Source organism: Streptomyces sp. ICC4 (genome assembly GCF_003287915.1).
GTDB classification, from domain to species: domain Bacteria; phylum Actinomycetota; class Actinomycetes; order Streptomycetales; family Streptomycetaceae; genus Streptomyces; species Streptomyces tritrimontium.
Genome location: NZ_CP030286.1, coordinates 1,257,298 through 1,275,841 on the forward strand (window position 1 = coordinate 1,257,298; position 18,544 = coordinate 1,275,841).

General features: G+C 69.6%; 14 protein-coding genes and 1 pseudogene. 6 read left to right on the forward strand and 9 right to left on the reverse strand.

All coding sequences use genetic code 11. The features are described 5' to 3' along the window. Positions 1 to 30 precede the first annotated feature (30 nt). The 3 genes from DRB89_RS05700 to DRB89_RS05710 form a co-directional block, all read right to left on the reverse strand. Positions 31 to 1,092, reverse strand: coding sequence for an iron chelate uptake ABC transporter family permease subunit (locus tag DRB89_RS05700; RefSeq protein ID WP_112447085.1), 1,062 nt, complete (start codon positions 1,090 to 1,092; stop codon positions 31 to 33). Continuing rightward, complete coding sequence (locus DRB89_RS05705; protein ID WP_112447086.1) at positions 1,089 to 2,162, reverse strand: iron ABC transporter permease; 1,074 nt, start codon at positions 2,160 to 2,162, stop codon at positions 1,089 to 1,091. Before DRB89_RS05705 ends, DRB89_RS05700 begins: the two co-directional genes overlap by 4 nt. A 201-nt stretch (positions 2,163 to 2,363) precedes the next feature. Beyond that, positions 2,364 to 3,731 carry a lysine N(6)-hydroxylase/L-ornithine N(5)-oxygenase family protein gene (locus DRB89_RS05710; protein WP_112447088.1) on the reverse strand — a complete coding sequence of 456 codons (1,368 nt, stop codon included), beginning with the start codon at positions 3,729 to 3,731 and terminating at the stop codon, positions 2,364 to 2,366. Positions 3,732 to 3,993: 262 nt separating this feature from the next. Here DRB89_RS05710 and DRB89_RS05715 point away from each other — a divergent pair, with 262 nt between their 5' ends. Continuing rightward, positions 3,994 to 4,941 carry a methionyl-tRNA formyltransferase gene (locus DRB89_RS05715; protein WP_112447090.1) on the forward strand — a complete coding sequence of 316 codons (948 nt, stop codon included), beginning with the start codon at positions 3,994 to 3,996 and terminating at the stop codon, positions 4,939 to 4,941. A gap of 74 nt (positions 4,942 to 5,015) precedes the next feature. Here DRB89_RS05715 and DRB89_RS05720 read toward each other — a convergent pair whose 3' ends face one another. The 6 genes from DRB89_RS05720 to DRB89_RS05745 form a co-directional block, all read right to left on the reverse strand. Continuing rightward, on the reverse strand, positions 5,016 to 5,456 hold the full coding sequence (locus tag DRB89_RS05720; protein WP_239516024.1) for a 2OG-Fe(II) oxygenase: 441 nt from the start codon (positions 5,454 to 5,456) through the stop codon (positions 5,016 to 5,018). Position 5,457: 1 nt separating this feature from the next. After that, entirely contained in the window at positions 5,458 to 5,874 is a 417-nt protein-coding gene (locus DRB89_RS05725; RefSeq protein ID WP_162688477.1) for a hypothetical protein, read from the reverse strand. A 104-nt stretch (positions 5,875 to 5,978) separates the two neighbouring features. Further along, complete coding sequence (locus DRB89_RS05730; RefSeq protein WP_112447095.1) at positions 5,979 to 6,584, reverse strand: 4'-phosphopantetheinyl transferase superfamily protein; 606 nt, start codon at positions 6,582 to 6,584, stop codon at positions 5,979 to 5,981. 49 nt (positions 6,585 to 6,633) lie between these two features. Next, complete coding sequence (locus DRB89_RS05735) at positions 6,634 to 7,770, reverse strand: AAA family ATPase (protein ID WP_112447096.1); 1,137 nt, start codon at positions 7,768 to 7,770, stop codon at positions 6,634 to 6,636. 830 nt (positions 7,771 to 8,600) lie between these two features. Continuing rightward, positions 8,601 to 9,662 carry a 2,3-diaminopropionate biosynthesis protein SbnB gene (gene sbnB, locus DRB89_RS05740; protein ID WP_112447097.1) on the reverse strand — a complete coding sequence of 354 codons (1,062 nt, stop codon included), beginning with the start codon at positions 9,660 to 9,662 and terminating at the stop codon, positions 8,601 to 8,603. Next, a complete protein-coding gene (locus DRB89_RS05745; RefSeq protein ID WP_112463220.1) occupies positions 9,659 to 10,567 on the reverse strand; it encodes a TauD/TfdA family dioxygenase in 909 nt (302 codons plus the stop codon). The genes sbnB and DRB89_RS05745 overlap by 4 nt, the downstream gene beginning before the upstream one ends. A gap of 383 nt (positions 10,568 to 10,950) precedes the next feature. Between DRB89_RS05745 and DRB89_RS05750 the strand changes: the two genes are divergently transcribed. The 5 genes and pseudogenes from DRB89_RS05750 to DRB89_RS44255 all read left to right on the forward strand — a co-directional run bounded on the left by DRB89_RS05750 (position 10,951) and on the right by DRB89_RS44255 (position 18,048). After that, a complete protein-coding gene (locus DRB89_RS05750) occupies positions 10,951 to 11,268 on the forward strand; it encodes a hypothetical protein (protein ID WP_204358136.1) in 318 nt (105 codons plus the stop codon). Next, positions 11,268 to 12,749, forward strand: coding sequence for a non-reducing end alpha-L-arabinofuranosidase family hydrolase (locus DRB89_RS05755; RefSeq protein ID WP_112447161.1), 1,482 nt, complete (start codon positions 11,268 to 11,270; stop codon positions 12,747 to 12,749). Before DRB89_RS05750 ends, DRB89_RS05755 begins: the two co-directional genes overlap by 1 nt. A 1,028-nt stretch (positions 12,750 to 13,777) precedes the next feature. Continuing rightward, a complete protein-coding gene (locus DRB89_RS05760) occupies positions 13,778 to 15,676 on the forward strand; it encodes a family 43 glycosylhydrolase (protein WP_239516025.1) in 1,899 nt (632 codons plus the stop codon). Between the two features lie 296 nt (positions 15,677 to 15,972). Continuing rightward, positions 15,973 to 17,580: pseudogene (locus DRB89_RS05765) on the forward strand (glycoside hydrolase 43 family protein); the annotation flags it as partial. A 24-nt stretch (positions 17,581 to 17,604) separates the two neighbouring features. Continuing rightward, the gene (locus DRB89_RS44255) at positions 17,605 to 18,048 is read left to right on the forward strand and encodes an RICIN domain-containing protein (RefSeq protein ID WP_275432065.1); all 444 of its coding nucleotides are present in this window, start codon (positions 17,605 to 17,607) and stop codon (positions 18,046 to 18,048) included. Positions 18,049 to 18,544 lie beyond the last annotated feature (496 nt).

An 18,544-nucleotide genomic window follows, 5' to 3' on the forward strand; every position in this document is an offset into this window, starting at 1 on the left:
TTATTTAGGCTTGCCTAACCTTTTTACCATCTAGCGGCGGTTCGCCCGCACCAGGAGGTAGATGAGGAAGGGGCCGCCGATCGCGGCGGTGACCACGCCGACGGGCAGGCTGATCGGAAGTACCGTACGGGCGACCAGGTCCGAGCCGATCAGCAGCAGCGCGCCCACCACGGCGGACGCCACCAGCGGCGGTGTGGGGCACTTCGTCAGACGGATCGCCACCTGCGGCGCCACCATGGCGACGAACGGGACCGGTCCCGCCGCGCTCACCGCGAAGCCGGCCAGGAGCACGGCGCAGAGCAGCATGACGGCCCGTACCACCGCGTACCGGACGCCGAGGCCGGCGGCCACGTCGTCGCCGAAGTGCAGCGGCTTGAACTGGAAGGCGACGCACGCCACGACGACCGCGAGGATCGCGGTGCCCCAGAGGGCCACCCCCACCTCGTCCCACGACCGGTTGTCCAGGGAGCCCACCAGCCACGCCTGGGCCCGCGCCACGTCCCTGATGTCGGCGGTGACCAGCAGCCAGGTCGTGACCGCCTCCATCACGGCGCTCACGGAGAGGCCGATGAGGATGAGCCGGAAGCCGTCGACCCCGCGCCGCCACGCCATGAAGTACACGAGCAGCCCGGTGGCGAGACCGCCCGCGAGCGCCGCCCCGGACAGGCCCACGGAGCTGACGACCGCGGCGGTGGCCCCGCCCGAGACCGTCACCAGGCACACCGCGACCGCGCTGGCGCCTCCGGTGATGCCCAGGATGTCCGGACTGGCCAGCGGATTGCGGGCGATGGACTGGGTGATCGCCCCGGACATCCCCAGGGCGATGCCCACGACGAGCCCGGCCAGGGCCCGCGGCATGCGCAGGTCCATGATCACGAACTCGTCGACCCGCTCGCCCCCGCCGAAGAGCGTGGCGACCACCTGCGGCAGGCCGATGGGGAAGTCCCCCACGGCGATGGACAGGCAGAACACCAGGAAGGCCGCGGCCATCAGCAGCAGCGTGACCAGCACGATCCTGGGCCGCCACACGAACGACACGCGGCCGAGCCGCACGCCCGGCGCCACCGGGCGCTTCACCACTGTCACGTTCATGCGCTCTTGAACTTTCCCCGCCACACCAGGACCGCGAAGAACGGGGCGCCGAGCAGGGCGACGAGGACACCCGCGTCCAGTTCGCCCGGCCGCACCACCACGCGCCCCACGATGTCGCAGACCAGAAGGACGACCGCGCCGAGCAGACCCGCGTAGGGCACCAGCCAGCGGTAGTCGGGCCCGGCCAGGTGCCGGGCCACGTGCGCCACCATGAGTCCGAGGAACGCGATGGGGCCGCACGCCGCCGTCGCCGCGCCCGCGAGCAGGGTGATGGCGATGATGCCGACGGTCCGGATCAGGGTGATGTTGACACCCAGTCCGCGCGCCACGTCGTCACCGAGGTTGAGCAGGTTGACGGAGGGCAGGGTGGCCAGGGCCAGCACCAGCCCGACCACGATGAACGCGGTGACCGGCCAGATGACGTCGAAGCGGACGCCCGCGACGGAGCCGGAGTTCCAGAACCGCAGGGCGTTCAGCGCCGCCTTGTCCGACAACGCCACGGCCGTGGTCATCGCCATGAGGAACACCGTGACCCCCTGCCCGGCCAGGGCGAGCGTCAGCGGATTGCCGGCGCCCCGGCCGATGCTGGAGAGTCCGAACACGACGACACCGGCGATCGCGGCGCCCAGGAAGGCGAACCAGACGTACTGGAACGGGTCGGTGAGCCCGAGCAGGGAGATCGCCGACACGACGGCGAACGAGGCGCCGGTGTTCACGCCCAGCAGGCCGGTGTCCGCGATGGGGTTGCGCGTGTACCCCTGGATCAGCGCCCCGCCGACGCCCAGGGCGATGCCCGCCACGATCGCGAGCACCGTACGGGGCACCCGCACGGTCTGCATGATGAGCCTGGCGTCCGAGACCTTCTGGTCGGGGTCCGGGGCCGCGAACAGCCCGTGCCACGCCTCGGCGGGACTCAGCGCGCGCGCACCGACCGCGAGGGAGACCACGGCCGCGACCAGGAGGACCGCGAGGATGGTGGCCAGGCCCGCCAGCCGGCGTCGCCGGGCCGCCGCGATCCGGGAGGGCGCCGGGCGTTCCACGGTGGCCGTGCCCGTGTCGAGGCGGGTCATCCCGTGCGTCCGGCGCGGACGGTGTGCCGCCTGGGTATCACGCGCCCGTGGGCGGGCGGGCCGCCGGCGCGGCGACGGGTGCCAGGAGACACGGACGTTCCTTTCTCGGGGTTCTGCTGCATGCACACTACTGCCGTGCCTGCCGGTGCGAACGCACCACAGACACGGCAGCGGGCCTGGGCCGACGGGCCGGTCACAGCACTAGATGGCCGGCTGGCGGGCTCCGCCTTCGGCTCCCCCGGCGACCGGCCTGACCTGGTCGGGCACGGTCTTGAGGTTCCGGTCGAGGATCGAGTCGAGTATCTCGCCGACGCGGACCGCGGTGTTGGACAGCAGCGAGGAGGTGATGCCGTGGGTGTGCTCGGTGCCGCCCTGGAGGTAGATGCCGCAGCGCAGTTCGAGGTCGGTGCTCACGCGGTAGTCGCGCTCGACCCGGACCCGGCCGTGGTCGTCGCGGTGGCAGCGGTCGGCGACCTCGCCGAGCAGGCCCAGGCCGTCCGCCTGCTGGTAGCCGGTGGCGCACACCACGACGTCGGCGTCCAGCACGTTCTCCTCGCCGGTGACGAGGGACTTGACGGTGGCGCGGACCCCGTCGGCCGTCTCCTCCACGCCCGTCAGGCGCGAGACGTTCAGGAAGCGCAGCCGCTCGGTGCCGAGCACCTTCTCCTGGTACGACTGCCGGTACAGGTCGTCGATGAGGTCGATGTCCACCACGGAGTAGTTGGTGTTGCCGTGGTAGTCCATCAGCCGGCGCTTGATGTCCTCGGGCGCCGAGAAGTACTCGTCCACCGCCTGGGGGTCGAAGATCCGGTTGGCGAAGCTGCTGTCGTCCGCGGGGCTGTAGCCGTAGCGGGAGAAGACCGCGCAGACCTCGGCCCGGGGGAAGCGGCGGTGCAGGTAGGCGACGTTCTCGGCGGCGCTCTGGCCGGCGCCGACCACGATGAAGCGGGTGGGCTCGGTGCCTTCCAGGCCGTCCACCTTCGACAGCAGGTCGGTGTTGTGCCAGACGTGCTCGGTCCGCTCGACGCCCTCCGGCATGACCGGGCGGAGCCCGGTTCCGACGATGAGGTTGCGGGCCCGGTGGACGACGACCTCGTCGCCGGAGCGCGCGGTCACGTCGAGGTACTCGATCACGCCGTCACGCACGACGGGCTCGACGGAGACGACCTGGTGGCCGTACGAGACCATGTCGTCGACCTTGGCCGCGGCCCACTCGAGGTAGTCGTGGAACTCCACGCGGAGCGGGAACAGGTTCTTGTGGTTGACGAAGTCGATCAGCCGGCCCTTGCTCTGCAGGTAGCAGAGGAAGCTGTACTCGCTGGTCGGGTTCCGAAGCGTCACCAGGTCCTTCATGAAGGACACTTGCATCGTCGCGTCGTCGATGAGCATGCCGCGGTGCCACCCGAAGCGGGGCTGCTGCTCGAAGAAGTGAGCGGTGACCGCCTCCTGCCTTCCGACGCGCGCGTTGTGCTCGCTGAGCGCGATCGCCATGGCCACGTTCGACGGCCCGAAGCCGATGCCGATCAGATCGTGGATCAGTGGTGCGTCGCCAGGAAGAGCCTGTGACATGTCACTCCCATTGGTGCGGGACAGCCGCCTGCCAGGCGTCTTGTCAAGGTGGGGGAAAGGGGGGAGTCCAGGCACGCCGGTGACCGGCAGCCGAGTGGAACTTAGGTAAAGCTAACCTGATCCAGGCGGGCTGTCGACCAGGCAAAGCGGACAACACGCCCACACTCGGGTCAATAGAGCCCAGAATCGGGGTTGTTGCACTGTTAGGTAAGCCTTGCTTTACTTGCTTCTGGTTATTGTGCTCTTCTGAGGAGGAACCCCGATGCGGGTCGTCATGTTCGGCTATCAGACCTGGGGCCATCGCACCCTGAAGGCGCTCCTGGACTCCGAGCACGACGTGGTGATGGTCGTGACGCACCCCAAGAGCGAGCACGCCTACGAGAAGATCTGGAGCGACTCGGTCGCCGACCTCGCCGAGGAGCACGGCGTTCCGGTCGTCATCCGCAACCGTCCCGACGACGAGGAGCTGTTCCAGAAGCTCAAGGAAGCCGACCCGGACATCCTCGTCGCCAACAACTGGCGCACCTGGATCCCGCCGCGCATCTACACGCTGCCGCGGTACGGCACCCTCAACGTGCACGACTCGCTGCTGCCCAAGTACGCCGGCTTCTCCCCGCTGATCTGGGCCCTCATCAACGGCGAGGCCGAAGTGGGCGTCACGGCGCACATGATGGACGAGGAGCTCGACGCCGGCGACATCGTCGTCCAGCGCGCGGTCGCCGTGGGCCCGACGGACACGGCCACGGACCTGTTCCACAAGACGGTCGACCTCATCGCCCCGGTCACGATCGGCGCCCTCGACCTGATCGCCTCCGGGCAGACCGAGTTCACCAAGCAGGACCGGTCCCAGGCCAGCTTCTTCCACAAGAGGGCCGAGGAGGACATCCGGATCGACTGGTCCTGGCCCGCCGAGGTCCTGGAGCGCCTGGTCCGCGCCCAGTCCGCGCCGTACCCGGCCGCGTTCACCTTCCACAAGGGCAAGCGCCTGGAGGTGCTCTCCGCCGTCCTGTCCGAGGGCCTGTACGGCGGCACCCCCGGCCGCATCTTCTACCGGGAGGGCGAGGGCGTGGTGATCGTCGCCGGCGCCGACGCCCGCACGGGTCGCAACCACGGCCTGGCCATCACCCGCGTACGGACCGAGGACGGCCGCGAGCTGCCCGCGTCCGAGTACTTCAAGACCATGGGCGGCTACCTCGCCGACCGCCCCTGAGCCGATCGCCGGCCCGCCCCGGACGGTCCCCGGGCGAGCCGGCGGTCACCTTCGCGCACGGCCCCATCCCCCTCCTACGGGGCCGTGCGCGGGTCCGGGAGGGTGAGGCGGGTGGCCGGTGCGGCGGCCGGCAGGGCGATGGGGCCGGCGCCGTCGTGATCGCGCGCGACGCCTGCCAGCGGACGGGTGCGTTCCGCCGCCCGGGCCATCCACTGCCACACCGGGAACGGGGTGCCGGGCGCCGCGGCCGCGGGCTCCGCGCCGCTGATCCACGTCGTGAGGGTGAAACGGTGGTCGGCGAACCGCCCGCTCGGGCAGGTGGACGGGACGACCTCGTGGAAGGCCCCGGCCGGGAAGAACACGATGCTGTCGTGCTCGGGTTCGACGGTGCGGTAGGACTCCGCCGGCTGTGCTCCGCCGGCGTGGAGCAGGGTGTCGTACAGCCGGAGCTGACCGCCGCCGAAGCCGCGGGGCGTGCCGTGGAGGTAGTACACCGCCGACAGCGCCGTGCTCACGTCACGGACCCGTGAGGCGTCCGTGTGCAGTCCGTAGTGCCCCCCCTTCCCCGTGCGCCGTCAGGACCGTCAGGGTCTGCGTGAGCGCGGCCCGGTGGCCGAGGACCTCCTGGACCAGGGGCAGACAGTCCGCGAGGTGCGCGCTGAACACGGAGCTGGTCACGGGCAGGACGAGGGAGCTGCGGCCCTTGTGGGACACCTGGCCCGAAAGGGGGTCCACGACCGTCCCCGCGCTGAAGTCGCCCTGCCGGGAGATCGCGTACTCCAGCAGGGAGCCGGCCCGTTCCGCTCCGAGGAAGTTCTCCAGGCGGCAGACCGGCGCCGGCACCACCGGGACCGTGGACCACTGGTCGGAGGGAGGCAAGGCCTGGCTGCTGATTTCCGTCGGCGTGGCCGGTTCCATCGCGTTTCCGCTCATGGCCCGGAACCGTATGCGGAACCTCCGATGCCGCCGAAGGAGCACACGGGGGCGCACGGGAGTACGCCGGGCAGGGCCGCCTGCACCACCGCCCGGAACCCGTTTCAGGCAGGCACCGCCGGCACGACCACCGCGGTGAGGAGGAGGTCCGCTCCGGCCAGCCACCGTCCCGAGACGACGATGTCCTTGAAGTCCAGGTCCTTCTGGACCCTGCCCCCCTCCGGCCCGGGCGGCGGATACCGCCACGCCTTGTACGCGCTCTCCTTGGCGCTGAACGGCAGCCGGTCCCATCTGATGCCGGGGCGCTCCCGCAACAGGGCCCTGATGTCCGCGGCTTCGTGGGGCACGGAGATCGTTCCGAGCACTCCGGGAGGCAGGGCGGCATGCGGCTCGGCGTCGATGCCGATCGCCCCGATGCTCGACGATTCGGCGACCGCCGCGGCCCGGTAACTGTGGCAATGGGTGATCGACCCCCTGATCCGGTCCGGCCACAGCGGCGCGCCGCGGTCGTCGCGGAGGATCGGCCCGGGCGGGACGCCGAAGCAGGCCAGGGCCTGACGGGCGCAGTACCGGCCCGTCGTGAACTCCCGGACCCGCCCCGGAAGGGCACGGGCGACGATCGCCCGCTCCTCGGGGAAGAGGAAGCCGTCCTGCGAGTCGGCGTGGGTTTCGTACGCGGAGACGGACCGCGGCAGTATCCGGTCGATCACGGCGAAAGGACCGCGTCGTGACCACGCACGGTCCAGGTGTCGTTTCCGCTCAGCAGCGCCCCCCAGATCGCCCTTGCCGTTGCGTTCTACGGCTGTTTCGAGTTGTTCGGCCATGAGGGTGTCGTAGACGGGCCGCGTGCAGGTGGACCGGCTCCGGCTGCGCCTCGGCGCGTTCGGCCCCGTAGATCCGCACGAGCTCGTTGATCCGGTAGCGCTCGGGCCCGACGCGCTCCAGCAGGCCATGGCCCACCAGCGACTCCAACTGCCCCGAGGCCACGGCGGCAGTGGCGCCCGCGAGCCGCAGCGAGCACAGCAGGCCGACCTCCTCCAGGCCCGCCCTGCACAGGAGCCGGAACAGCCGGGCCACATCGTCGGGCAGGACGCGGTAGCTGGCCGCGAACACGGAGCGGACGCTCATCTCCTCGTCGCCGTCGACCGCCAGCAGGTCCAGCCTGGTGACCGGGTCCTCGTACTGCGCGGCCAGCCGCTCCGGACTTCCGTACGGATCCCCGAGCAGGGTCCCGGCGGTGATCCTGATGCCCAGCGGCAGGTACCCGCACAGCTCGACGAGCCGGTCGACGGCGGACGGCCGCCGCGCACCGTGCCCGGACCCGGTCAGCCGGAGCAGGAGGTCCGCCGCGGTGTCCGGATCCAGCGGCTTCAGGCCGATGCGGTGGGCGCCGTAGCGGACGACCAGACCACGCTGCGGCTGCCGGCTGGTGACGATCAGACAGGCTGACCCCTGCGGTATCAATGGCCGTATCTGGTGCGAGTCCAGCGCGTTGTCCAGTACGACGAGCACCCTTTTGCCGTGCAGCATGCTGCGGTAGAGCCTCACCCGGCAGTCCAGGCCGAGCGGCAGGGCGGACGGCTCGACCCCCAGGCTCTGCAACAGCTGTGCGAGCACGTCGAAGGCGCTCAGCGGATTGTCGCCGGATCCCCCGAGATCGACGTAGAGCTGACCGTCGGGGAAGCGGTCCAGCGACTCGTGCGCCAGCTCCAGCGCGAGAGCGCTCTTGCCGACGCCGGGGGCGCCGTCGATCGCCAGGATCGGGGTCGCCCGGCCCCGTTCGGGGCGGTCCCGGGTGAGCAGCTCCCGGACCGCGCGGAGTTCGGGGCGCCGGCCGACGAAGACGCTGGCACGCGAGGGGAGGTGGCTCATCCCGTGGTCGGGGAACGGCGGCATCAGACAACTCCGCTCACTGACGTAGGAAGCGACCGTGGTTGGCGAACCCTGGGCGGGCCGCGCGCGACCGCGGCACCGCACACGGGGAATCCGGCCGCGCCGCGGCGCTCGGGGACCACCAAGGGAGGACGCGCGGGGGGCAGGGCGGTTCCCGCTCCGCTTCGGGGGCGCCGCAACTCGCCTGCGCAGCCCACCCGGAACACGCCGAACATCACGAAGGCACCGCCGGACGGAGCCGGTCGGGTCTTCTGGGAAAGGGGCTCGGGAAGCCTTCCGGGCATGCGCCCGGGAGTGGTGTGACCGCTCCCGCCGCCCCGGAGGCCGGATCGGTCCGCTCCTACACGACGCGGACCCCCGTCGCGCTCGGCGCCGTCACGGGTCTGCGCGGCACAGCCGGCCGCGGCATGCTGGTTGCGAACATGGCAAGATCCCGCCCGGGTTGGTGTGCCCCGCACGGACACCACCGAACGCATATGCCTTGATCAAAGTATGCCCCGGAGCAGGGACGTTACTGAAGGCATTCCGCCACTCGGATGCCACCGCCCGGGATCAGGCCAGTCCGCGAGCGGCTGCCGGCGACGGGCGCGGACGGCGCCGGACCCTCCGGGGGATTCTCGGTACGCCGCCCCCGACCGGTGACCGCCGAACCGGCCGGCGGTCCACCTGACCAGCAGTCAATCCCCTCACGCGCATCACCGCGGGCCGACCGCCGGGGCCGCCGCGGGCCGGCCGGCCCCCCGCAGCCCACGACGAAAGGAGCCCTCCCGACTACGTGCTCCTCCAAGCGAGTTGGCCTGAATTGACCCGGCCTCTGTCCGGTGTCGGGCCGTTCACCCGTATCGGCTCAGTTCGTGGAAGAAGTCGTCGATGACGTGCAGTTGCCCCGTGCGGGCGGCTTCGTCGTAGACGTGTTTGCCGACGGCGAGGTCGAGTACTCCCAGGCCGAAAGGCGAGAACACCACCGGCCGGTCGTGCGGCACCGCCGTGCGGCCGGTCATGACGTCGTGCAGCGTGCCGGTGAGGAAGTCGCGGTTCCCGGTGAGCTGTTCGGCCAGGTGGGGTGAGGTGTCGGCCTTGAGGCAGTGCTCGATGTCGTCGACGATGTTGGTCGAGGCGAGCAGGATTTCGGGGGCGAGGTCGCGCAGTGACACGTGCAGGACCAGGGGGTTGTGGTCGAACCATGCCGGGTCGGTGACATGCGGCCGGCCGGCGACGGTGGCGAAGACGAGCAGGTCGCTGGAGCGGATCAGCTCCTCGGGGCTGTCGTGCACGGTGATCCGGGTTGTCTCGTGGGTGTCTTGCAGGTAGCTGTGGAAGCCGGCTGCGCTGTCGGCAGAGGTGTCGTGCACGCCGATCTCGTCGAAGGACCAGCCGGTCGCGGTCAGGAAGGCATGGATGTAGCGGGCGATGAGGCCCGTTCCGAAGAATCCGACGCGGGCCGGTCGTGTCCCGCGGCTTTGGCTGAGCCTGTGGGCCGCTGATGCGGCCATCGCGGCTGTTCGGGTGGCGCTGATGATGGAGCTCTCCAGGCAGGCGAACGGGTAGCCGGTGTCGTGGTCGTTGAGGATCAGCACCGCCGAGGCCCTGGGGATGCCGGCCTGCACGTTGTCGGGAAAGCTGGAGATCCACTTGAGGCCGTCCACCCGCGCCTCCCCGCCGATCGATGCGGGCAGCGCGATGATGCGGGCGGTCGGGCGGTCGGGGAAGCGCAGGAAGTACGACGGCGGGTTCACCGACTCCCCGACGGAGTGGAGATGGTAGGTGGCCTCGATCAGCTCCACGATCTGGTGTTCCTGGCCCTGGAGGGTGTGCTGGACCTGGGCCCCGGGGATCACGGCGAACGGGGGCACGGCGATCGGAGCCTGCGCGGCGGTGGGGCGGGACGTGGTCATCGGGTGCTCCCCTCGGGGGCCGGGACCGGGGGTTGCGGGGCGGCCATGGCGACGAGGACCTCGCGCGGCGGCTCGAACGGCTCCCTGCTGTGGGCGGTGCGGATGTTGTCGATGAGCATCAGGTCGCCCGACCGCCACGGCTCGCGGATGGTGTGCTCGGCGTAGACCGTGTTGATCAGCTGGACCACGTCCTCGCCGATCGGGTCGCCGTTTCCGAAGCGGGTGTTGAACGGCAGGGCTTCGGGGCCGTAGACGTCGACGAGGTACTCCCGTACCTCGGGCGCCAGCGTCCACTCGTTGAGGAAGGCGACCTGGTTGAACCAGCAGCGCCGGCCGGTGGCCGGATGGCGCACCACGGCGGGGCGGCGCTGGCGGGTGCGCAAGCTGCCGTCGTCCTGCCAGGCGAACTCGATGGCGTTGGCGCGGCAGTACTCCTCGACGCCCGCCCGGTCGTCGGCGGCGAACGCCTCGGTCCAGGATGCGCCGATGTCGTCGTTGTAGGTGCGCGTGAGCAGCCAGCCTTCCTCTTCGAACCGCTGGACGAGCTCCGGCGGCAGTGCGTCCAGGACGGCGGCGGAATCCGCGAGGGCGGTGGCCCCGCCCGTGGTGGGCGCCGTCAGGCAGGCCAGCAGCAGTAGACCGGGAGGACTGTGGGCGTAGCTGAGCTCGTGGTGCATGCACATGGGCTGGTTGGCGGGCCACGCCGTGGAGGAGTACACGCCCGGGGCGTAGGTCTGACGGGGGGCGAAGGCCTCGGTGTCGGTCATCAGGGCGGGGGTCAATCGGCCGAAGACGGAGCCCACCTGCCCGGCGTCGCACAGGCCGAGCCCGCGGACGAGTACGGCGCCGTGTTCGGTGACGAGGCCGTGCAGGGTGTGGCGGTGTTCGGCTGCCCAGGCCGGCAGATCGGCCGGGGCGGGGGTGGGGACGGACCGCGTTGGGTGCGGGGTCTGCCTCCCGGTTACGGCGAAGGGCCTTCGTCTGGTCGCTCATCTCCAGGGCCGCGCTGACGCTGTGGATGATCACGTTGCGGGGGCTGAACGTCACGGAGTGCCGGTCGTGGGTCTCCGGCCCGAGGTAGGCGTTGACCCGCTGGCCCGCCGTACGCGCCAGGTCCAGGCGCTCGTCGGATCCGGCCGCGTTCCCGCCGCGCGCGTACGAGATACGGCAGATCGTCGGCAGAGTCAGAAGTGGATAAAAGCCAGGCCGGAAGGCGGCCGCCCTGACCGGTGACCACTCCGCGGCAGCGCGCCGCCGCCGAGACCTGGCAGTCGAGGGTTTCCTGGCCTTGCGCGAAGGCGGGCTGCAGGATTTCCACATCGCGGCCCACTGCCTGAAAAGCGAGCTCCTGGACGCCTGGTGGCTCCGCTGGCGTGACGGCTCCCTGGCCGCAGCCGTCACGACCGGCCGTCAGCTGGAACGGCTGAAGGCCGGAGACCTCTCCCACCTCGACCACGGCGAAGTGTCGCGACTGGAGCGTCCGGAGCACCAACGCTTCGGCATGTGCGGCCGCCTTCACACCTATCCCGTCCCCGACCGCCCAATACGGCCGTTCCGCGGTCCGTCGGGGTCACCTCACCCCCACCTCCCGAAGGAGCCCTTCTGATGTGGTTTCGCCATCCCTCCCCGGTCCACCTGAGACGACGTCTGCTCGCCGTGCTCGCGCCCTTGCTGCTCCTGGCCACCTTCCTCAGTGTCCAGCCCGCCAGCGCGGCGACCGTCGACCCCAACGCCTCCTACGTGCTGGTCAACCGCAACAGCGGCAAGGCCCTGGACGTCTACAACCTGGCGACCGGCGACGGCGCCCGCATCACCCAGTGGACCCGGAACGATCAGAACCAGCAGCAGTGGCAGTTCGTCGACTCCGGCGGCGGTAACTACCGCATCAAGTCCCGCCACTCCGGCAAGGTGCTGGACGTCCAGAACGGTTCCACCGCGAACGGCGCCTCGATCGTCCAGTGGGCCGACGCGAACGGGACCAACCAGCAGTGGCGGCTGGCCGACAGCTCGGACGGCTACGTGAGGCTCATCGCGCGCCACAGCAACAAGGCTCTCGAGGTACAAGGCGGGTCCACCGCCGACAACGCGAACGTCGTCCAGTACGACGACTGGGGCGGCACCAACCAGCAGTGGCAGCTCGTCAAGGTCGGTGCCGGCAACCCCGGTGCGTGCGCTCTTCCGTCGACATACCGCTGGACCTCGACGGGCGCACTGGCGCAGCCCAAGGCCGGGTGGGCGTCGCTCAAGGACTTCACCGTCGCTCCCTACAACGGCAAGCATCTCGTCTATGCGACGACGCACGGCGCCGCGGGAACGGGAACGGGCTGGGGTTCGATGAACTTCGGCCTGTTCACCAACTGGTCGGAGATGGCCTCGGCCAGCCAGAACACGATGTCGAACTCCGTCGTCGCGCCCACGCTCTTCTACTTCGCGCCGAAGAACATCTGGGTGCTCGCCTACCAGTGGGGAGGCGGGAGCGCCTTCTCCTACCGGACGTCGAGCGACCCGTCCAACCCCAATGGCTGGTCCTCACAGCAGGTGCTCTTCACCGGAAGCATCACCGGCTCCACCACAGGCCCCATCGACCAGACGCTCATCGCCGACGGCACGAACATGTACCTGTTCTTCGCCGGTGACAACGGCAAGATCTACCGGGCCAGCATGCCGATCGGGAACTTCCCGAGCAGTTTCGGCTCGAACTACACGACGATCATGAGCGATACGGCGGACAACCTGTTCGAAGCCCCGCAGGTCTACAAGCTCCAGGGCCAGGACCGCTACCTCATGCTCGTCGAGGCGAGGGGCTCGCAGGGCCGCTACTTCCGCTCGTTCACGGCCACCAGCCTGAACGGCTCATGGACACCCCAGGCCGCGACCGAGAGCAACTCCTTCGCCGGTAAGGCCAACAGCGGCGTCACCTGGACCAACGACATCAGCCATGGCGAACTGATCCGCACCAGCGCCGATCAGACCTTCACCGTCGATCCCTGCAACCTGCAGTTCCTCTACCAGGGACGCGACCCCAACTCCGGCGGCGAATACGGCCAATGGCCCTACCGGCCGGGTCTGCTGACACGGCAGCGCTAACGACGTGACACGGGTCCGGCTCCGGACCGGAGCCGGCGTGGCGGGCTCGGCGGAAGGCTGAGCCCGCCCGGGTCACGCGAAGAGAAGAGCCAGCGTGCCGGTCCCAGGCGCCAGGACGTAGGGGCCGCCGTTCCGCCGCTGCCGGCGCCTGCTTCGTAGGCACTGCCTCCGCGGCCCCCGTTCGCGGTCACGGTGATGCCGTTGACGGTGATGCTGGTGTCGCCGCCGTCGCTTCCGGCCTGTCCTGCCGCTCCCTGCTGAGATGTCCGTCACGACAGGCAGTCCAGGCTCCCCAACCGGGGGCCCTGAAACCGCCTGCGCACAGGATGAGGAACCCCAGCCGATGCGCGGCTGGGGTTCCTCGGTGCGGTGAGTATCGGTCAGCAGGTGGAGTTGCCCACGCCGTAAACCGCTCGTCTACACGTCGGCGGACCGCACCACATCGCGATCACCGTGGATCAGGCGGGTCAGCGCTGCAGGGTGAGCAGGCCCGGCCGGTACGGCAACTCACGTCCGTCCCGTCAGCAACTTTGACAGGACGAGATTCGGATGACGCCTCAGTGACGGACAGGTTTCGACGCGGGTACTTGACGGCCTCTCATGTGCCGTGGTTTTCTCCCTGCAACACACCGGATGTTCGACTTTCAAGTTGTTAGCGCTAACAATACGCCGGAGGCCCGGCATCCCCACCCCGCAGGGGTCACGTCTTGCCGCCACCCCGGACAAACAGTCCGTTCGCGCAGTTCAGCGCACCAACCCAGATGACCAACCGCCCCGATGCGGGACGCGGTCACCGGCCCGGACGGCCGAAAGGCAGCACGATGGCCGACACCACCAACTCCCGTGCAGGCAGCGGCCGCCCGCCCGGCATCCGAGTAGGCGAAGACGGTCTGACGGTCGCCAGCGCTCGGCGGCTCCGTCCGCATCGCACGGTTCGCACGGACCACACCCCGAGCGCAGCAACGTCCCTCCTCCGCATCTGACCAGCTGCTCAGTCCCCGACGCGCAGCACCAGGAAGGATCACACCATGGCCAGTACCGCCGTCCACAGGGCAACGGCTCACCCGACCGCAGTGAGGTCACCCGCCGCCGGTACGAGCCTCGCCCGGGCAGCCTGGGTGCTGATGATCCTCATATTGGCGTTCGTCGTCCTTCCCGCCGCGGTGCATCCCACGGCGGCCAGGGCCGACAACCCGATCGTGCAGCACGTCTACACCGCCGACCCTGCCCCACTGGTGCACAACGGGCGGGTCTACCTCTACACCGGGCACGACGAGGACACCTCCACCTCCTCCTTCGTGATGAATGACTGGCGGGTGTGGTCCTCCGCCGACATGGTCAACTGGACCGACCACGGCTCACCGCTCAGCCTGAACACCTTCAGCTGGGCGGGTGCCAACGCGTGGGCGGGCCAGGCTGTCGAACGGGACGGCAAGTTCTACTGGTACGTGCCGGTGTCGGTCCGGGCGACCGGCCAATTCGCCATCGGCGTGGCGGTGTCGGACAGCCCCACCGGCCCGTTCCGGGACGCCCTCGGCCACCCGCTGGTGGAGAACAGCGAGATCGACCCGACCGTCTTCATCGACGACGACGGCCAGGCCTACCTGTACTGGGGCAACCCGAACCTTTGGTACGTCAAGCTGAACGCGGACATGACGTCCTACGCAGGCAGCCCCGTCAGAATTCCGCTCACCACCGAGGGCTTCGGGTCCCGCACCGACAACCCCGACCGTCCCACGCTGTACGAAGAAGCACCATGGGTCTACAAGCGGAACGGCCTGTACTACATGGTGTATGCCGCCAAGTGCTGCTCGGAGTTCATCGCCTACTCCACGGCACCCAGCCCGACCGGACCGTGGACCTACCGTGGAACAGTCATGCCCGCCCAGGGCAACAGCTTCACCAACCACGCGGGCATCGTGGACTTTCAGGGCAACTCGTATTTCTTCTATCACAACGGCGCCCTCCCGGGCGGCGGCGGCTTCACCCGCTCGGTCGCAGTGGAGAAGTTTTCCTACAACGCTGACGGAACGATCCCGACGATCAATATGACGACGGCCGGGGCGCCGCAGGCCGGCACGCTCGATCCTTATGTCCGCCAGGAAGCCGAGTCCATCGCGTGGGGCAGCGGCATCGAAACCGAACCCTCCAGCGAGGGCGGGATGAACATCAGCTGGATTGAAAACGGCGATTACATCAAGGTCAAGGGCGTGGCATTCGGCACCGGTGCCGGCTCGTTCACCGCCAGGGTGGCCTCAAACACCAGCGGCGGCCGAGTTGAGCTGCACCTGGACAGTGCTACTGGGCCGACGGCCGGGACCTGCACGGTGTCGGGCACCGGAGGCTGGCAGACCTGGAGCACGGTCTCGTGCCCTGTCACCGGTGCGACCGGGACCCACGATCTGTACCTGAGCTTCGCCGGTGGCAGCGGGTACCTGTTCAACATGAACTGGTGGCAGTTCACCACCGGCCAGCCCGCCTTCTCGTCAACCGCCGTCGCCCAGCACAGCGGGCACTGCCTGGACGACCCCAACCAGAGCACCGCCGACGGCACTCAGTACCGGCAGTACACCTGCGGCGCCGGTGAGGAGCAGCGGTTCGACTTCCGCCCGGTGCCAGGGGTGGCGGACACCTACTCCCTGGTGAACCGCCACAGCGGCAAGTGCCTCGACATCCGCGGTGTCTCCACCGCCGACGGCGCGGCGGTCCACCAGTGGACCTGCCACGGCGACACGAACCAGCAGTTCACGCTGCGGCATGTCGCCGCCAACGACTACCAGCTCGTCGCGGTGCACAGCGGCAAGTGCGTGGACGTCAGCGGGATCTCCACCGCCGTCGGAGCATTGGTCCACCAGTGGACCTGTGACTCCGCCAGTGCCCTGGCCACCAAGAAGAACCAGGTCTGGCGCCTGACCGGCAAGAGCTGAACCAACACGGGGTCGGGCCCGGTCCGGTAACCCGGTGCCCGACCCTGTCCAGTGCCTTTGCGCGACGGCTTCATCTCGCCGCCCGGCCTGGGTCAGCCCTCGGTCCCCTTGCTCGTTCCGATGCGGAACGTTCGCTACCCCTTGGTGACCTCTTGCAGACAGAAATGACAAACACTCTGGCTGCTCCTGCACATGCTGAGGGACGCCCAGATCACCCCCTGCACGGTTCGTCCTCGGAAATGTTAACGCTCACACTTCGGCTCTCGGTCCCCCACGCGTGAGGAAGCTGATCTCGTATGTCCTGGCTCCAACACCCCCACAGCCGACGGAAAGTCATGGCGGCCACCGTCGGCCTGGTCGCGGGCACCACGCTGCCGGTGATAGGCGCGAGCGCGGCGGCGGCCACGACGGCCCAGCAGGAGCGGTTCACCAACCCGGTGATCTGGCAGGACTTCGCCGACCTCGAGGTCATCCGCGTCGGCGACGCTTACTACTACACCGGCTCGACCATGCACTTCTCGCCGGGCGCGCCCGTCCTGCGCTCCTACGACCTGGTCAACTGGGAGTTCATCGGCCACTCGGTGCCGGTCCTCGACTTCGGCGACGCGTACGACCTCAACGGCGGACGGGCGTACGTCCAGGGCATCTATGCGTCCTCGATGCGCCACCGCCCCAGCGACGGGACCTTCTACTGGCTGGGCCAGATCGGCGGGCAGCGGTCGTACGTATACAGAGCCACCAACGCGGCGGGCCCCTGGACCCGGCACGCCGCGATCGGCAGCAATTACTACGACGCGGGACTGCTCTTCGACGACGACGGCACCCCGTACGTGGCGTACGGCGCCAACGAGATCCGCGTCGCGCAGCTCTCCCCGGACATGCGCACCGAGGTCAGGTCCGAGCACGTGCTCACCAAGCCCGACGAGATCCACTATATGGAGGGCTCCCGCTTCTACAAGATCAACGGGAACTACTACATCTTCGTCACCCGCCCGCCCAACGGCCAGTACATCTGGAAATCCACATCAGGCCCCTTCGGCCCGTACAAGATGCGGGAGGTGCTGTTGGACCTGCCCGGCCCGATCCCCGGCGGCGGCATACCGCACCAGGGCTCGCTGGTCGACACCCCGAACGGCGACTGGTACTACGTGGGCTTCATCGACGCCTATCCCGGCGGCCGCGTCCCCGCCCTGGCCCCGGTCACCTGGAACGCCGAGGGCTGGCCCGAGCTCCAGACCGTCAACGGCACGTGGGGCGAGACATACCCCTACCCGGTCACCCCGCACCCGCTCCCGCCGATGACCGGCGCCGACACCTTCCGGGGAACGGCGCTGGCGCCGTACTGGGAGTGGAACCACAACCCCGACACCGCCGCGTTCACCGTCAACAACGGGCTCACCCTCAGGACCGCCACCGTCACCGACGACCTCTACAGCGCCCGTAACACCCTCACCCGCCGCATCCAGGGCCCGGCCTCCACCGCGACCGTCGTGCTCGACTGCTCCGGGATGGCGGACGGCGACCGGGCCGGGCTGGCGATGCTGCGGGACTCCTCCGCCTGGATCGGTGTCACGCGGCAGGGCGGCGTCAGCAGGCTGGTGATGGTCGACGGCCTGACCATGGACGCCAGCTGGAACACCAGCAGCACCGGCACCGAGCAGGCCCGCGCCGACCTCCCCGCGTCCGGCAGCCGCGTCTGGCTGCGCGCCGCCGCCGACATCAGCCCGGGGCCGGGCCGTCAGGCGACGTTCTCCTACAGCACCGACGGCACCACCTTCACCCGGCTCGGCCCGGCCTTCACCATGAGCGAGAGGCCTCATTTCTTCATGGGCTACCGCTTCGCCGTCTTCAACCATGCCACCCGGGCCCTCGGCGGCGGAGTGCTGGTGGAACGCTTCGAGTTGCGCGCGCACGCGCCGGCGGCCCCTGTGGACACCAACGCCTGGTACGTCATGGTCAACCGCAACAGCGGCAAGGCACTGGACGTGGCGGGCGTGAGCTCCGCGGACGGCGCCGCCCTCACGCAGTGGGCCCGGTACGACGGGCCCAACCAGCAGTTCCAGTTCGTGGACTCCGGTGGCGGCTACTACCAGTTGAAGGCGAGGCACTCCGGCAAGCTGCTGGACGTCTCCGGCTGGTCGACGGCCGACAACGCCGCCATCCACCAGTGGAGCGACCACGGTGGCGTGAACCAGCAGTTCCGGTTGGTGGACTCACCGGACGGATACGTCCGGTTGATCAACCGCAACAGCGGGAAGGCCGTCGAGGTACCGGGCTTCTCCTCCGCCGACGGGACCGGCATCGTCCAGTATTCGGACTGGGGCGGAGTGAACCAGCAGTGGAAGCTCGTCCGCGTCGGCTCCACGGGCTAGTCCTCCTGCTGACACCGGTATCCGGTTCAAGCCCACCGAAACTCCCCCTGCCTGCTGCGCAAGGGGAGTTTCGGTGGCAGCCCGCGGCGGCCGCCGCCGGGTGCGGCCGGTCGCCGGGGTCGGACGGGAGCGGGGGAGGAGTTGTCACCCGGGCCCAACGAGCGGCACCACCGGTGGCGTCACGCGGTGGTGGACGGGAACAAGCTGTCCAGCGCCAGGACGGGCACCTACTGATGGACGCTCCGAGGTGGCGCTCTTGGCCGCGGCCCCGGCGGCAAGGACCAGCCCGGGCGTGTCACGGGGCCACCGGGTCCGGTGAGACGGTGCGACCGCGTCTCGGCGAAAGATGTTTGAAACGGCAACCCTTCCGCTCCGGCCGGCCACTTAGGGGTGTACCGACGAGGGCGAGCCGTGATCAGCGGCCCTACACCCTCTGTGTCAACACCCGATCGGAGCCCCACATGTCACCAGGCAACCCGAGATCCCCCGAGCAGCC

Coding starts and splice junctions, on each gene's coding strand:
- DRB89_RS05700 (WP_112447085.1), bottom strand. CDS start 1,092: ATGAACGTGACAGTGGTGAAGCGCCCGGTGGCGCCGGGCGTGCGGCTC.
- DRB89_RS05705 (WP_112447086.1), bottom strand. CDS start 2,162: ATGACCCGCCTCGACACGGGCACGGCCACCGTGGAACGCCCGGCGCCC.
- sbnB (WP_112447097.1), bottom strand. CDS start 9,662: ATGACCACGTCCCGCCCCACCGCCGCGCAGGCTCCGATCGCCGTGCCC.
- DRB89_RS05760 (WP_239516025.1), top strand. CDS start 13,778: ATGGCCAGTACCGCCGTCCACAGGGCAACGGCTCACCCGACCGCAGTG.
- DRB89_RS05735 (WP_112447096.1), bottom strand. CDS start 7,770: ATGCCGCCGTTCCCCGACCACGGGATGAGCCACCTCCCCTCGCGTGCC.
- DRB89_RS05710 (WP_112447088.1), bottom strand. CDS start 3,731: ATGTCACAGGCTCTTCCTGGCGACGCACCACTGATCCACGATCTGATC.
- DRB89_RS05755 (WP_112447161.1), top strand. CDS start 11,268: ATGTGGTTTCGCCATCCCTCCCCGGTCCACCTGAGACGACGTCTGCTC.
- DRB89_RS05715 (WP_112447090.1), top strand. CDS start 3,994: ATGCGGGTCGTCATGTTCGGCTATCAGACCTGGGGCCATCGCACCCTG.
- DRB89_RS05725 (WP_162688477.1), bottom strand. CDS start 5,874: ATGAGCGGAAACGCGATGGAACCGGCCACGCCGACGGAAATCAGCAGC.